13 protein-coding genes and 1 pseudogene are annotated in these 14,477 nt (G+C 70.8%); 1 reads left to right on the top strand and 13 read right to left on the bottom strand.

From position 1 onward, the window contains the following. The 13 genes and pseudogenes from ABZ484_RS36230 to pyrR all read right to left on the bottom strand — a co-directional run. Positions 1-244: S-adenosylmethionine synthetase N-terminal domain-containing protein (locus ABZ484_RS36230; RefSeq protein WP_358870213.1), on the bottom strand; the 244-nt coding region annotated here is incomplete at its 3' end. Positions 245-480: 236 nt separating this feature from the next. Further along, the gene (gene coaBC, locus ABZ484_RS36225) at positions 481-1,686 is read right to left on the bottom strand and encodes a bifunctional phosphopantothenoylcysteine decarboxylase/phosphopantothenate--cysteine ligase CoaBC (protein ID WP_358870212.1); all 1,206 of its coding nucleotides are present in this window, start codon (positions 1,684-1,686) and stop codon (positions 481-483) included. 179 nt (positions 1,687-1,865) lie between these two features. Next, positions 1,866-2,138: a DNA-directed RNA polymerase subunit omega gene (gene rpoZ / locus ABZ484_RS36220; RefSeq protein ID WP_004933985.1), complete on the bottom strand. Its 273-nt coding sequence runs from the start codon at positions 2,136-2,138 to the stop codon at positions 1,866-1,868. Between the two features lie 91 nt (positions 2,139-2,229). After that, complete coding sequence (gene gmk, locus ABZ484_RS36215; protein WP_030166546.1) at positions 2,230-2,823, bottom strand: guanylate kinase; 594 nt, start codon at positions 2,821-2,823, stop codon at positions 2,230-2,232. Positions 2,824-2,882: 59 nt separating this feature from the next. Next, entirely contained in the window at positions 2,883-3,206 is a 324-nt protein-coding gene (locus tag ABZ484_RS36210) for an integration host factor (protein WP_003977346.1), read from the bottom strand. A gap of 285 nt (positions 3,207-3,491) precedes the next feature. Then, positions 3,492-4,337: an orotidine-5'-phosphate decarboxylase gene (gene pyrF, locus ABZ484_RS36205; RefSeq protein ID WP_358870211.1), complete on the bottom strand. Its 846-nt coding sequence runs from the start codon at positions 4,335-4,337 to the stop codon at positions 3,492-3,494. 89 nt (positions 4,338-4,426) lie between these two features. Continuing rightward, positions 4,427-5,524 (bottom strand): annotated as a pseudogene (locus ABZ484_RS36200) (quinone-dependent dihydroorotate dehydrogenase); the annotation flags it as partial. Positions 5,525-5,583: 59 nt separating this feature from the next. Next, positions 5,584-8,892 (bottom strand): carbamoyl-phosphate synthase large subunit, encoded by a 3,309-nt coding sequence (gene carB / locus ABZ484_RS36195; RefSeq protein WP_358870210.1) that lies wholly within the window; start codon positions 8,890-8,892, stop codon positions 5,584-5,586. Further along, positions 8,885-10,066, bottom strand: coding sequence for a glutamine-hydrolyzing carbamoyl-phosphate synthase small subunit (gene carA / locus ABZ484_RS36190; RefSeq protein WP_358870209.1), 1,182 nt, complete (start codon positions 10,064-10,066; stop codon positions 8,885-8,887). The genes carB and carA overlap by 8 nt, the downstream gene beginning before the upstream one ends. Next, entirely contained in the window at positions 10,063-10,623 is a 561-nt protein-coding gene (locus tag ABZ484_RS36185) for a hypothetical protein (protein ID WP_358870208.1), read from the bottom strand. Before ABZ484_RS36185 ends, carA begins: the two co-directional genes overlap by 4 nt. Continuing rightward, entirely contained in the window at positions 10,620-11,906 is a 1,287-nt protein-coding gene (locus ABZ484_RS36180; protein ID WP_358870207.1) for a dihydroorotase, read from the bottom strand. The genes ABZ484_RS36185 and ABZ484_RS36180 overlap by 4 nt, the downstream gene beginning before the upstream one ends. A 5-nt stretch (positions 11,907-11,911) precedes the next feature. Further along, positions 11,912-12,892, bottom strand: coding sequence for an aspartate carbamoyltransferase catalytic subunit (locus ABZ484_RS36175; RefSeq protein WP_358870206.1), 981 nt, complete (start codon positions 12,890-12,892; stop codon positions 11,912-11,914). Between the two features lie 103 nt (positions 12,893-12,995). Beyond that, positions 12,996-13,592 (bottom strand): bifunctional pyr operon transcriptional regulator/uracil phosphoribosyltransferase PyrR, encoded by a 597-nt coding sequence (pyrR, locus tag ABZ484_RS36170; RefSeq protein ID WP_358870205.1) that lies wholly within the window; start codon positions 13,590-13,592, stop codon positions 12,996-12,998. A gap of 298 nt (positions 13,593-13,890) precedes the next feature. Here pyrR and bldD point away from each other — a divergent pair, with 298 nt between their 5' ends. Next, complete coding sequence (bldD, locus tag ABZ484_RS36165; protein WP_030166512.1) at positions 13,891-14,394, top strand: transcriptional regulator BldD; 504 nt, start codon at positions 13,891-13,893, stop codon at positions 14,392-14,394. Positions 14,395-14,477: the final 83 nt, after the last annotated feature.

Genomic DNA, 14,477 nt, shown 5'->3' with positions numbered 1-14,477 from the left:
TCGAGGAGTCGTAGCCGATCTCGAGGATCTTGCTGCGGACCAGGGTCGCGATGTCCGCGTAGGCCTTGGTCGTGACCTCACCGGCCACATGCACCAGGCCGGTGGTGATCAACGTCTCCACCGCGACCCGGGAGGTCGGGTCCTCGCGCAGCAGTGCGTCGAGAATGGTGTCACTGATCTGGTCAGCGATCTTGTCGGGGTGACCCTCGGTCACGGACTCCGAGGTGAACAGGCGACGGGACACAACGCTCCCTGGGGTTGCAGCGGCTGCTGGCTGATCATTGGTGGACGGCACGGGGGCTGCGCCCTGCGCCGTCCGGAAAACAGTTTATCGGTCGCGCTCGGCCACCGGCCCACCCGTCTCGCCTCTCGGGCCCACTGTGACCTGCGGCACGGGCATTGTGCCCAATGCCCGGCGACCTTGAACAGGGCGCCGCCGCCCGAGTACGGGGTCCGGGTGAATCGGCCGGGGACGGGGTTTCAACGCAGCCTGGCGGCCACGAGGTCCCACACCGTGTCGGCCAGGGCCTCCTTCGGCCCGTGCGGCACGGGGGTCTCGGCGCCGTCGGCGGCCAGCACCACGGCCTCGTTCTCCTCCGCGCCGAAGGTCTTGCGCTCCCCCACCTCGTTGACCACGAGGAGGTCGCAGCCCTTGCGCGCGAGCTTCCTGCGGCCGTTGGCGAGGACGTCGTCGGTCTCGGCGGCGAAGCCCACGATCACCTGTCCGGGGCGCGCCCGGTCGGCCGATATCTCCGCGAGGACGTCCGGATTGCGGACCAGGGCGACGGGCTCCGGCTCGCGGTCGTCCTTCTTCTTGATCTTCCCGGTCGCGTAGGTGGCGGGCCGGAAGTCGGCGACGGCCGCGGCCATGACCACCGCGTCGGCGTCCCTGGTCGCCTTGAGCACCGCCTCGCGCAGCTCCACGGCCGTCCCCACCGGGACGACGTCCACGCCCGCCGGGTCGGGCAGGCCGGTGGTGTTGGCGGCGATCAGGGTCACCCGGGCGCCCCTGGCCGCCGCCGTGCGCGCCAGGGCGTAGCCCTGCTTGCCGGAGGAGCGGTTGCCGAGGAAGCGGACCGGGTCCAGCGGTTCCCGGGTGCCGCCGGCGCTGATGACGACATGCCGGCCGGCCAGGTCGGGCTCACTCACGCCGCGGGCCAGGACACGACGGCAGACCTCGAAGATCTCCGCCGGGTCGGGCAGCCGGCCCTTGCCGGTGTCGACGCCGGTGAGCCGGCCGACGGCCGGCTCGATGACGACGGCGCCGCGCCGGCGCAGCGTCGCCACGTTCTCCTGCGTGGCCGGGTGCTCCCACATCTCGGTGTGCATGGCCGGGGCGAAGACCACCGGACAGCGGGCGGTGAGCAGCGTGTTGGTCAGGAGGTCGTCGGCGAGGCCGTGGGCGGCCTTGGCGAGCATGTCGGCCGTGGCCGGGGCCACCACCACCAGGTCGGCGTGCTGGCCGATGCGGACGTGCGGCACCTCGTGGACGTCGTCCCAGACCTCGGTGGCGACCGGGTTGCCGGACAGGGCGGACCAGGTGGCGGCGCCGACGAAGTGCAGCGCGGAGGCGGTGGGGACGACACGGACGTCGTGTCCGGACTCGGTCAGCCGGCGCAGCAGTTCGCACGCCTTGTAGGCGGCGATGCCGCCGCTGACCCCCAGAACGACCTTGGGCTTGCTCACCGGGCCTCCCGCACTCGGCACACACACGACACGCACGCCTCGGCTCATCGGCGTACGCGTCCATGCTGCATCATCGCCGCTTCATCGCGGGACGAGCCTGTCCCGCACCCCGAGCACACCACACCCCGAGCACACCACAGGCCCGGCAGCCGCGCTGCCGGGCCTGTGGGAAAAAACACTTACTGCCCCGGGCCCTCGACGGCCTCGGAGGTCAGCAGACCCGCGTTGATCTCGCGCAGGGCGATGGAGAGCGGCTTCTCGTGGACGTGGGTGTCGACGAGCGGACCGACGTACTCCAGGAGACCCTCGCCGAGCTGCGAGTAGTACGCGTTGATCTGGCGGGCTCGCTTGGCCGCGTAGATCACGAGGCTGTACTTCGAGTCGGTGGCCTCGAGGAGCTCGTCGATCGGCGGGTTGATGATGCCCTCGGGCGCGGAGATGGAAGAGGACACGCTCTACCTTCCGATGGATGGGAAAGATTCAGTCGGTGTGCGATCACCCGGTGCGACCATCATGATCACACCACCACGGTGACCGTCACGATCACACAACGTCCATCAAGGCTAGCAGCTCGCGCGCCACGTCCTCGACGGAGGTGTTGACCAGGGTCGTATCGAACTCCGGCTCGGCCGCCAGCTCGACCTTCGCCGCCCGCAGCCGGCGCTCGATCACCTCGGGCGGCTCGGTGCCCCGGCCGGTGAGGCGGCGCACCAGCTCCTCCCAGGAGGGCGGGGCGAGAAACACCAGCTGGGCCTCGGGCATGGACTCGCGGACCTGCCGGGCGCCCTGGAGGTCGATCTCCAGCAGGACCGGCTCGCCCGCCTCCAGGCGGTCCAGCACGGCGGCGCGCGGTGTGCCGTAGCGGTTGCCGGCGAACTCGGCCCATTCCAGCAGCTCGCCGTTGGCGATCAGCTTGTCCATCTCGTCGTCGGTGACGAAGAAGTAGTGGACGCCGTGCTGCTCGCCGGGGCGGGGCTTGCGGGTCGTCGCCGACACCGAGAGCCATACCTCGGGGTGTTCCTTGCGCATATGGGCGACGACCGTGCTCTTGCCGACCCCGGAGGGGCCGGAGAGCACGGTCAGCCGCGGACGTGCGTCCGGGGGGACGGGGGACGTCCCCCGGGGTGTTACAGCCATGCAGCGATTATTCCAGCAATCCCGGAGTGCCCGGGACTCCCTTCCCGACGGACCGGGGTTCAGGAGCCGGTGCTGCCGAACTCACGCTCCAGGGAAGCGATCTGGTTGGAGCCGAGGCCGCGGACCCGACGGCTCTCGGAGATGCCGAGTCGCTCCATGATCTGCTTGGCGCGGACCTTGCCCACGCCCGGCAGGGACTCAAGAAGGGCGGACACCTTCATCTTGCCGATGACGTCGTTTTCCTGGCCCTGCTTGATGACCTCGTGCAGGGAGGCGCCGGAGTGCTTGAGTCGATTCTTGACCTCGGCCCGCTCCCGGCGAGCCGCGGCGGCCTTTTCGAGCGCGGCTGCGCGCTGTTCAGGGGTAAGGGGCGGAAGAGCCACGCCTACGTCACCTCGGATGTCGAACTGTCGGATACGGACCGGTGAGGAACCTAGTCGCCCCACACCTGGGGAGCCACGAGCAACACGCTTGCCCGTTCTCCCCCACTGCCTCGAGGGCGTGGGAGGTGGCCCCACTCGACGGAGACTAGCGGTCAAGGACGCCAGAGTCAGCGAGAACAGCGGAAAAGTCCTGGTCAGCCTCAGTGAGGACGGACATTTAGGACATATTGCCTCGGATTTGAGAATGTATCCAGACTCAAGCGGCCCCGGATCGCGCCCGGGGACTCAGCCGGAGGCCACCGCGGCCCGGATCTGGTCGGCGAAGCGTTCCGCCGCGTCACGCAGCGCGACGACGTCGGGACCGTGACGAAGAACACCCCGGCTGACGTTCGGGACCACCGTGCGCACCGCGGGGCCGAAGACCGCGGGGAGATCGGCCGGGGTCGCCCCCTGGGCTCCGATCCCGGGCGCCAGCAGCGGCCCGTTGATGTCCAGGTCGTACGACGACAGGTCGCCGAGCGTGGCCCCCACCACCGCGCCGAAGGAGCCCATCGGGTTCTCCCCCGCGTTCTCCCGCGCCAGGTGCGCGAGCATCGTCGCACCGATGTTCCGGCCGTCGGGCCGGACCGCGTGCTGCACCTCGCCGCCCTCCGGGTTGGAGGTCAGCGCCAGCACGAACAGGCCCGCGCCGCTCTCCCGCGCCAGCTCGACCGCGGGCTTCAGCGAGCCGTACCCGAGGTACGGCGAGACGGTCAGCGCGTCCGAGAACAGCGGCGCGTCCTTGTGCAGGAAGGACTCGGCGTAGGCGGCCATGGTCGAGCCGATGTCGCCGCGCTTGGCGTCCATGACGACCAGTGCCCCGGCCGCCCGCGCCTCCTGGACCGTCTTCTCCAGGACGGCCACGCCCCGGGAGCCGAAGCGCTCGAAGAAGGCGCTCTGCGGCTTCAGGACGGCCACCCGGCCGGCCACGGCCTCGACGACCGTGCGGCTGAACCGCTCCAGACCGGCCACGTCGTCGTTCAGGCCCCACTCGGCGAGCAGGGACGCGTGCGGGTCGATGCCGACGCACAGCGGGCCGCGCTCGTCCATGGCGCGGCGCAGCCGGGCGCCGAAGGGTTCCATCGGGCTCATGCCGTCTTCCCTGCCTTCTTCACGTCGCCGTTCTTCACGTCGCCGTTCTTCACATCGGCGTCCTTCACATCGGCCGTCGTCACGCCGGCCTTCTTCACCCCGGCGCCGACCGCGTCGGCGAGGGTGGCGTACGGGCTGGTGCGCAGGCGCGCGGCGAGCCCCTTGTGCACGGCGCGGGCCCAGAAGGGCCCCTGGTAGATGAAGGCGCTGTAGCCCTGGACCAGCGTGGCGCCGGCCAGGATGCGCTGCCAGGCGTCCTCGGCGTTCTCGATGCCGCCCACGCCGACGAGGGTGATGCGATCGCCCACGCGCGCGTAGAGGCGGCGCAGCACCTGAAGGGAGCGCTCCTTGAGCGGGGCGCCCGACAGTCCGCCGGTCTCCCCGACCAGGGCCGGCTCGGAGCGCAGTCCGAGCCCCTCGCGGGCGATGGTGGTGTTCGTGGCGATGATGCCGTCCAGGCCGAGTTCCACGGCGAGGTCGGCGACGGCGTCGACGTCCTCGTCGGCGAGGTCGGGGGCGATCTTCACCAGCAGCGGCACCCGGCGCCCCGGCACGACCCGGTCGGCGGCCTCGCGCACGGCGCTCAGCAGCGGGCGCAGCGCCTCGGTGGCCTGGAGGTTGCGCAGGCCGGGCGTGTTCGGCGAGGAGACGTTGACGACCAGGTAGTCGGCGTGGGGGGCGAGGCGCTCGGCGGACTTCACGTAGTCGCCGACGGCCTCCTCCTCGGGGACGACCTTGGTCTTGCCGATGTTGACGCCCACGACGGTCCTGAAGACGGGCGTGCGCGAGGCCAGACGCGCGGCGACGGCCAGCGAGCCGTCGTTGTTGAAGCCCATGCGGTTGATGAGCGCGCGGTCCGCGACGAGCCGGAACAGCCGCTTCTTCGGGTTGCCGGGCTGCGGCTCGCCGGTGACGGTGCCGATCTCGACGTGGTCGAAGCCCAGCATCGACATCCCGTCGATCGCGACGGCGTTCTTGTCGAAGCCGGCCGCGAGTCCGAAGGGGCCGTGCATGCGCAGGCCCAGGGCCTCGGTGCGCAGCTCCCTGTGGCGGGGGGCCAGGGCGGCGGCGAGGAACGTGCGCAGCACGGGGATGCGGACGGCGAGACGGATCCAGCGGAAGGCCAGGTGGTGGGCCTGCTCGGGATCCATGCGCCGGAAGACCAGATTGAAAAAGATCCTGTACATGGTGTCCTGGTGTCCTCACGAAGAGGGGGACACCGTTTCCGGTGTCCCCCTCGGGGCTGCTAGTCGCGGGCCGCGGTCAGGAACTCGGCGTGTTCCTGGAGGGAGCGCACGCCCACGTCGCCGTGGTTGAGCGCGTCGATCCCCTGGACCGCCGCCGCGAGCGCCTGGACCGTCGTCAGGCACGGCACGGACCGCGCCACGGCCGCCGTACGGATGTCGTAGCCGTCGAGGCGGCCGCCGGTGCCGTACGGGGTGTTGACGATGAGGTCGACCTCGCCGTCGTGGATGAGCTGGACGATGGTCCGCTCGCCGTTCGGGCCGGTGCCCTCGGACTGCTTGCGCACGACCGTGGCGTTGATGCCGTTGCGCTTGAGCACCTCGGCGGTGCCGGAGGTGGCCAGCAGTTCGAAGCCGTGGGCGACCAGTTCCCGGGCCGGGAAGATCATCGAACGCTTGTCCCGGTTGGCGACCGAGATGAACGCGCGGCCCTTGGTGGGCAGCGGCCCGTAGGCGCCGGACTGCGACTTGGCGTAGGCCGTGCCGAAGACGGAGTCGATGCCCATGACCTCACCGGTGGAGCGCATCTCCGGGCCGAGGACGGTGTCGACGCCGCGGCCCTGGATGTCGCGGAACCGCGTCCACGGCATGACCGCCTCCTTGACGGAGATCGGCGCGTCCAGCGGCATGGTGCCGCCGTCGCCGTTCTTCGGCAGCAGGCCCTCCGCGCGCAGCTCGGCGACGGTCGCGCCCAGCGAGATGCGGGCGGCGGCCTTGGCCAGCGGCACGGCGGTCGCCTTGGAGGTGAAGGGGACCGTGCGGGAGGCGCGCGGGTTGGCCTCCAGGACGTAGAGGATGTCGCCGGCCAGCGCGAACTGGATGTTGATCAGGCCGCGCACCCCGACGCCGCGCGCGATGGCCTCGGTGGAGGCGCGCAGGCGCTTGATGTCGAAGCCGCCCAGGGTGATCGGCGGCAGGGCGCACGCCGAGTCGCCGGAGTGGATGCCGGCCTCCTCGATGTGCTCCATGACGCCGCCGAGGTACAGCTCCTCGCCGTCGTAGAGGGCGTCGACGTCGATCTCTATGGCGTCGTCCAGGAACCGGTCGACCAGGACCGGCCGGGAGGGGCTGATCTCGGTGGACTCGGCGATGTACGCCTCGAGGCGCGCCTCGTCGTAGACGATCTCCATGCCGCGCCCGCCGAGGACGTACGACGGCCGGACGAGGACCGGGTAGCCGATCTCGTCGGCGATCGTCTTGGCCTGGGCGAAGGTGGTGGCGGTGCCGTGCTTGGGGGCGGGCAGGCCCGCCTCCGCCAGGACCTGCCCGAAGGCTCCCCGGTCCTCGGCGGCGTGGATCGCCTCGGGGGACGTGCCCACGATCGGTACGCCGTTGTCCTTGAGCGCCTGAGCGAGGCCCAGCGGGGTCTGGCCGCCCAGCTGGACGACGACACCGGCGACCGGGCCGGCCTGCCGCTCCGCGTGGACGATCTCCAGGACGTCCTCCAGGGTGAGCGGCTCGAAGTACAGCCGGTCGGAGGTGTCGTAGTCGGTGGAGACGGTCTCCGGGTTGCAGTTGACCATCACGGTCTCGTACCCGGCGTCGGACAGCGCGAAGGAGGCGTGGACGCAGGAGTAGTCGAACTCGATGCCCTGGCCGATGCGGTTGGGGCCGGAGCCCAGGATGATCACCGCGGGCTTGGTCCGGGGCGCGACCTCGGTCTCCTCGTCGTAGGAGGAGTAGAAGTACGGCGTCTTCGCGGCGAACTCCGCGGCGCAGGTGTCGACCGTCTTGTAGACGGGGCGGATGCCGAGGGCGTGCCGGACCTCGCGGACGACGTCCTCGCGCAGGCCGCGGATCTCGGCGATCTGCTGGTCGGAGAAGCCGTGCCGCTTGGCCTCGGCGAGCAGGTCGGGGGTGAGCTCGGGCGCCTCGGTCAGCTTGTCGGCGATCTCCTTGATCAGGAAGAGCTGGTCGACGAACCAGGGGTCGATCTTCGTGTACTCGAAGACCTCCTCGGGGGTGGCGCCCGCGCGGATGGCCCGCATGACCGTGTTGATCCGGCCGTCGGTGGGCCGTACGGCCTCCCGCAGCAGCGCGTCCTTGTCGCCGGTATCGCCGACGAACGTGAACTGGCTGCCCTTCTTCTCCAGGGAGCGCAGCGCCTTCTGGAAGGCCTCGGTGAAGTTGCGGCCGATGGCCATGGCCTCGCCGACCGACTTCATGGTGGTGGTCAGCGTGGAGTCGGCCTGCGGGAACTTCTCGAAGGCGAACCGCGGGGCCTTGACGACGACGTAGTCCAGGGTCGGCTCGAAGGAGGCCGGGGTCTCCTGGGTGATGTCGTTGGGGATCTCGTCGAGGGTGTAGCCGACGGCGAGCTTGGCGGCGATCTTGGCGATCGGGAAGCCGGTCGCCTTGGAGGCGAGGGCAGAGGACCGCGACACGCGCGGGTTCATCTCGATGACGATCACGCGGCCGTCCGCGGGGTTCACCGCGAACTGGATGTTGCAGCCGCCGGTGTCGACGCCGACCTCGCGGATGATGGCGATGCCCATGTCGCGCAGGACCTGGTACTCGCGGTCGGTGAGCGTCATCGCCGGGGCGACGGTGATCGAGTCACCGGTGTGCACGCCCATCGGGTCGAAGTTCTCGATGGAGCAGACGACCACGACGTTGTCGTGCTTGTCGCGCATCAGCTCCAGCTCGTACTCCTTCCAGCCGAGGATGGACTCCTCCAGGAGCACCTCGGTGGTCGGGGAGAGCGCGAGACCGGTGCCCGCGATGCGGCGCAGCTCGTCCTCGTCGTGGGCGAAGCCGGAACCGGCGCCGCCCATGGTGAAGGACGGTCGGACCACGACCGGGTAGCCGCCGAGCTCGTCGACGCCGGCGAGGACCTCGTCCATGGTGTGGCAGATGACCGAGCGGGCGGACTCGCCGTGGCCGATCTTGCGGCGGACGGCCTCCACGACCTCCTTGAACTTGTCGCGGTCCTCGCCCTTGTGGATGGCCTCGACGTTGGCGCCGATCAGTTCGACGCCGTACTTGTCCAGGACGCCGTTCTCGTGCAGCGCGATGGCCGTGTTGAGGGCCGTCTGGCCGCCCAGGGTGGGCAGCAGCGCGTCGGGGCGCTCCTTGGCGATGATCTTCTCGACGAACTCGGGGGTGATCGGCTCGACGTAGGTGGCGTCGGCGATCTCCGGGTCGGTCATGATCGTCGCCGGGTTGGAGTTCACCAGGACGACCCGGAGGCCCTCGGACCTCAGGACGCGGCACGCCTGGGTGCCGGAGTAGTCGAACTCGGCGGCCTGGCCGATGACGATCGGGCCGGAGCCGATGACCAGGACGGACTGGATATCGGTGCGCTTAGGCACGCTGGCCCTCCATCAGGGAGACGAAGCGGTCGAACAGGTAGGCGGCGTCGTGCGGGCCCGCTGCCGCTTCGGGGTGGTACTGGACGGAGAAGGCCGGCTGGTCGAGCAGCCGCAGCCCCTCCACGACGTCGTCGTTCAGGCAGACGTGCGAGACCTCGGCGCGGCCGAACCTGGTCTCGCTGACCTTGTCGAGCGGCGCGTCCACGGCGAAGCCGTGGTTGTGCGCGGTGACCTCGACCTTGCCGGTCGTACGGTCCTGGACCGGCTGGTTGATGCCCCGGTGGCCGTACTTCAGCTTGTAGGTGCCGAAGCCGAGGGCGCGGCCGAGGATCTGGTTGCCGAAGCAGATGCCGAACAGGGGCGTCTTCCGCTCCAGGACGGCGCTCATCAGCGCCACCGGGCCGTCGGCGGTCGCCGGGTCGCCGGGACCGTTGGAGAAGAACACACCGTCCGGGTTGACGGCGTAGACCTCGTCGGCCGTGGCGGTCGCGGGCAGCACGTGCACCTCGATGCCGCGCTCGGCCATGCGGTTCGGGGTCATGCCCTTGATGCCGAGGTCGATGGCGGCGACGGTGAAGCGCTTCTCCCCGATCGCGGGGACGACGTACGCCTCCTGGGTCGCGACCTCCTCGTACAGGCTCGCGCCCTTCATGTGCGGCTGGGCCTGCACACGCGCGAGGAGCTCGGAGTCGGCGGCGATCCCCGCGCCGGAGGCGCTGTCGAGCACAGCTCCGGAGAAGATGCCGGCGCGCATGGCGCCGCGCTCGCGCAGATGACGGGTGAGGGCGCGGGTGTCGATGCCGGAGATGCCGACCACGCCCTGCCGCTCCAGCTCGGCGTCCAGGGAGCGCTTGGCGCGCCAGTTGGACGGCACGCGCGCGGGGTCGCGCACGACGTAGCCGGAGACCCAGATCCGCGCCGACTCGTCGTCCTCGTCGTTCCAGCCGGTGTTGCCGATCTGCGGGGCGGTCGCGACGACGATCTGGCGGTCGTACGACGGGTCGGTGAGGGTCTCCTGGTAGCCGGTCATGCCGGTGGAGAACACGGCCTCGCCGAAGGTCTCCCCCACGGCCCCGTAGGCGCGGCCGCGGAAGGTGCGGCCGTCCTCCAGTACGAGTACGGCGGGAAGCCCCTTGTTCCTCGGTGAGGAGCTTCCCCTGGTGGAGGTCGTCATCGTGCGCCTTCCGTGTCGTTGATCATCTGGTTCAGGGTGTCGGCCCACTCGGTGTGCTCGGCCGCGTGGTCGGAGCGGAAGCCGGAGTCGATCAGCTTGTCGCCGTGCGCCCAGGTCACCACCAGCAGTCCGCCCTCGGTGAGGACCTTGCCGGCGATGCCCTTGTCGAGCCGTGCGCCGCGCAGCGCGGCGGCGGGGACGAAGAAGTCGGCCGCCCCGGGGCGTACGACGTCCAGGCCCGCGTCGGTCAGGGTGAGCCGGACCCGGCTGCGGGTGCCGAGGCCGTGGGCCACGATGCGGTCCAGCCACTGCCCGGCGGTGGTGGAGCCGTGGTAGCGGCCGCTCATCGTCAGTTTCGCCTCGCCGGTCTCCTCGGGCACGCCGGGCAGCGGGGGCAGGTCGCTCTGGAGCGTGCCGCGCCACTTCCACCCCTCGCGCATCAGCCAGTAGACGAGCGCGATGAAGAGCAGGAGTCCGACGAGCCAGCCGATGCGGGCCGGCCAGTTGGTGACGTCGGCCGACTTCTGGGCCTCGGCCAGCAGGATTACAGGTGTCACGTGAGCTTCCCGTCGACGAGCGTGGCCTTGCCCCGGAGCCACGTGTGGGTGACACGGCCCGGCAGCTCACGTCCCTCGTACGGGGTGTTGCGGCTGCGCGAGGCGAAGCCCGCGGGGTCCACCTGCCCACGGTATGCCGTGTCGACGAGCGTGAGGTTGGCGGGCTCACCGGCCGAGACGGGGCGGCCGTGGCCGACGGCCCGCCCGATCCGGGCCGGCGTGAAGGACATGCGGTCGGCGACGCCCGCCCAGTCCAGCAGCCCGGTGTCGACCATGGTGTCCTGGACCACCGACAGCGCGGTCTCCAGGCCGACCATGCCCATGGCGGCCGCGGCCCACTCGCAGTCCTTGTCCTCGTGCGGGTGCGGGGCGTGGTCGGTGGCGACGATGTCGATCGTGCCGTCGGCGAGCGCCTCGCGCAGGGCCATGACGTCGCGCTCGGTGCGCAGCGGCGGGTTGACCTTGTAGACCGGGTTGTAGGTGCGCACCATCTCGTCCGTCAGGAGCAGGTGGTGCGGGGTGACCTCGGCGGTGACGTCGATGCCGCGGGACTTGGCCCAGCGCACGATCTCGACGCTGCCGGCGGTCGACAGGTGGCAGATGTGGACGCGGGAGCCGACGTGCTCGGCGAGCAGGACGTCCCGCGCGATGATCGATTCCTCGGCGACCGCGGGCCAGCCTCCGAGCCCCAGTTCGGCGGAGACGACGCCCTCGTTCATCTGGGCGCCCTCGGTCAGCCGCGGCTCCTGCGCGTGCTGGGCGACGACCCCGCCGAAGGCCTTCACGTACTCCAGCGCCCGGCGCATGATCACGGCGTCGTCGACGCACTTGCCGTCGTCGGAGAAGACGGTGACCCCGGCGGCCGACTCGTGCATGGCGCCGAGTTCGGCGAGCTTCCTGCCCTCCAGGCCGACGGTGACGGCGCCGATGGGCTGCACGTCGCAGTAGCCGTGCTCCCGGCCGAGCCGCCAGACCTGCTCGACGACGCCGGCGGTGTCGGCGACGGGGAAGGTGTTGGCCATGGCGAACACGGCCGTGTAGCCGCCGGATGCAGCGGCCCGGGTGCCGGTGAGGACCGTCTCGGAGTCCTCGCGGCCCGGCTCGCGCAGATGGGTGTGGAGGTCGACCAGGCCCGGCAGGAGCACCTTGCCGTCGGCCTCGACGACCTCGGCGCCCTCGGCGGACAGCCCGGTGCCCACCTGGGCGATCGTCTCGCCGTCGATCAGCACGTCCTGCGGCTCGCCGCCGAGCACCTTCGCACCACGGATCAGGATCTTGCTCATGGGGGTTACTTCTCCTCAGTGGTCCGGGTGTGGGTGACGGCGGGCTCGTTGCCGCCGAGCAGCAGGTACAGGACGGCCATCCGGATGGACACGCCGTTGGCGACCTGCTCGACGACGGTGCAGCGCTCGGAGTCGGCGACCTCGGCGGTGATCTCCATGCCGCGGACCATGGGTCCGGGGTGCATCACGATGGCGTGCTCGGGCATCTTCGCCATGCGGTCGGCGTCGAGGCCGTAGCGCCGCGAGTACTCGCGCTCGGTCGGGAAGAAGGCGGCGTTCATGCGCTCGCGCTGGACGCGGAGCATCATCACCGCGTCCGACTTGGGCAGGGCGGCGTCGAGGTCGTAGGAGACCTCGCAGGGCCAGGTCTCGACGCCGACCGGCAGCAGGGTGGGCGGGGCGACGAGGGTGACCTCGGCGCCGAGGGTGTGCAGCAGGTCGACGTTGGAGCGGGCGACCCGGCTGTGCAGGACGTCGCCGACCACGGTGATCCGCCGGCCGCCCAGGTCCTTGCCGAGCCCGGCGTCCCTGCCGATCAGCCGGCGGCGCATCGTGAAGGCGTCGAGCAGCGCCTGGGTGGGGTGCTGGTGGGTGCCGTCGCCGGCGTTGATGACGACGGCGTCGATCCAGCCGGAGGTGGCCAGGCGGTACGGCGCCCCCGAGGCGCTGTGCCGGATGACCACCGCGTCGACACCCATGGCCTCCAGGGTCTGGGCGGTGTCCTTCAGGGACTCGCCCTTGGACACCGACGATCCCTTGGCGGTGAAGTTGATGACGTCCGCGGACAGGCGCTTCTCGGCGGCCTCGAAGGAGATCCGGGTGCGGGTGGAGTCCTCGAAGAAGAGGTTGACGACGGTACGGCCGCGCAGGGTCGGCAGTTTCTTGATCGGCCGGTCGGCGACCCGGGCCATCTCCTCGGCGGTGTCGAGGATCAGGACGGCGTCGTCGCGGGTGAGGTCGGCGGCCGAGATGAGATGACGCTGCATCTGTCAGGCTCCGTAAGGCAGTTCAGGAAAGGGAGATTCCGGGCAGGCGAGGGCGTGGCGATCCGGCACGGGGGGCGTACTGGGGGCCGTACGCGCGCGTGCGCTAGTGCTGCTGCCGGCCCTGGGCGGTCGGCTGGGCGCCGAGCAGCACGGTGTCGCGGCCGTCCTCCTCGGCGAGGTGGACCTTGACCGTCTCCCGCAGCGACGTGGGGAGGTTCTTGCCGACGTAGTCGGCGCGGATGGGCAGTTCGCGGTGGCCCCGGTCGACGAGGACGGCGAGCTGCACGGCGCGGGGGCGCCCGATGTCGTTCAGGGCGTCGAGGGCGGCGCGGATGGTGCGGCCGGAGAAGAGCACGTCGTCGACGAGGACGACCAGCTTGCCGTCGATGCCGTCACCGGGGATCTCGGTGCGGGCCAGCGCCCGCGGCGGCTGCATGCGCAGGTCGTCGCGGTACATGGTGATGTCGAGCGAGCCGTGGGGAATCCTGCGCTCGGTGATCTGCTCCAGCTTGGCGGCGAGCCGCTGGGCGAGGAAGACGCCCCGGGTGGGGATGCCGAGGAGCACCACGTCGTCGGCGCCCTTGGCGCGCTCGACGATCTCGTGGGCGATGCGGGTCAGCACCCGAGCGATGTCGGGGCCTTCGAGCACGGGCCGCGCGGCGGACGCCTGCGGATGCGCGTGCGTGTCCTGCTTGTCCATACGAAACGGACCTCCTTCTCCGCCTCACGGGACGGACCTTAAAGGACGTCGGATTTGCGCCATCCACGGTAGCAGGTGCCGTGGGCCGCCCCGGTCGCACCCCGGCCACCCCGCACCGCCCCGCCTCGTTCCCCGTCTTTCACCCCTTCGGCGTAACCCGCTGCCGATACCACGGAAGAGGCGGGGCGGACCATTCGGCTTGACGCGGCAGAGTAACGCTGCGTAACCTCACAGTGAGTTACCAGCCGCGCGGACGGAACCACTGCCGGCCGCGTCGACACAGTGTCCGGGGAGCCATATGTCCAGCGAATACGCCAAACAGCTCGGGGCCAAGCTCCGGGCGATCCGCACCCAGCAGGGCCTTTCCCTCCACGGTGTCGAGGAGAAGAGCCAGGGACGCTGGAAGGCGGTCGTGGTCGGCTCGTACGAGCGCGGCGACCGTGCCGTGACCGTGCAGCGCCTTGCCGAGCTGGCGGATTTCTACGGGGTCCCCGTGCAGGAGCTGCTGCCGGGCACCACCCCGGGTGGTGCCGCCGAGCCCCCGCCGAAGCTGGTCCTGGACCTGGAGCGGCTGGCCACGGTGCCGGCCGAGAAGGCGGGCCCGCTCCAGCGCTACGCCGCCACGATCCAGTCGCAGCGCGGTGACTACAACGGCAAGGTGCTGTCGATCCGCCAGGACGACCTGCGCACACTCGCCGTCATCTACGACCAGTCGCCCTCCGTCCTCACCGAGCAGCTGATCAGCTGGGGTGTGCTGGACGCGGACGCCCGCCGCGCGGTGGCGTCCCACGAGGAGGGCTGAGCCCCGCCGGTCTCGGCAGGCCTCAGGGTGCGAGCGGGGCTCGACGACCGCGACCCCGGTCAGCAGGGCGACGCCCGCGATCA

It is taken from the genome of Streptomyces sp. NPDC006393 (assembly GCF_040628575.1).
Classification (GTDB): Bacteria; Actinomycetota; Actinomycetes; order Streptomycetales; family Streptomycetaceae; genus Streptomyces.
This window is presented reverse-complemented; position numbering and strand designations above follow the sequence as displayed.

Bases quoted from the DNA above. Each gene is read 5' to 3' on its own strand.
- ABZ484_RS36180 (WP_358870207.1), bottom strand. From the start codon at position 11,906: ATGAGCAAGATCCTGATCCGTGGTGCGAAGGTGCTCGGCGGCGAGCCG.
- pyrR (WP_358870205.1), bottom strand. From the start codon at position 13,592: ATGGACAAGCAGGACACGCACGCGCATCCGCAGGCGTCCGCCGCGCGG.
- carA (WP_358870209.1), bottom strand. From the start codon at position 10,066: ATGACGACCTCCACCAGGGGAAGCTCCTCACCGAGGAACAAGGGGCTT.
- pyrF (WP_358870211.1), bottom strand. From the start codon at position 4,337: ATGAGCCCGATGGAACCCTTCGGCGCCCGGCTGCGCCGCGCCATGGAC.
- bldD (WP_030166512.1), top strand. From the start codon at position 13,891: ATGTCCAGCGAATACGCCAAACAGCTCGGGGCCAAGCTCCGGGCGATC.
- gmk (WP_030166546.1), bottom strand. From the start codon at position 2,823: ATGGCTGTAACACCCCGGGGGACGTCCCCCGTCCCCCCGGACGCACGT.
- ABZ484_RS36175 (WP_358870206.1), bottom strand. From the start codon at position 12,892: ATGCAGCGTCATCTCATCTCGGCCGCCGACCTCACCCGCGACGACGCC.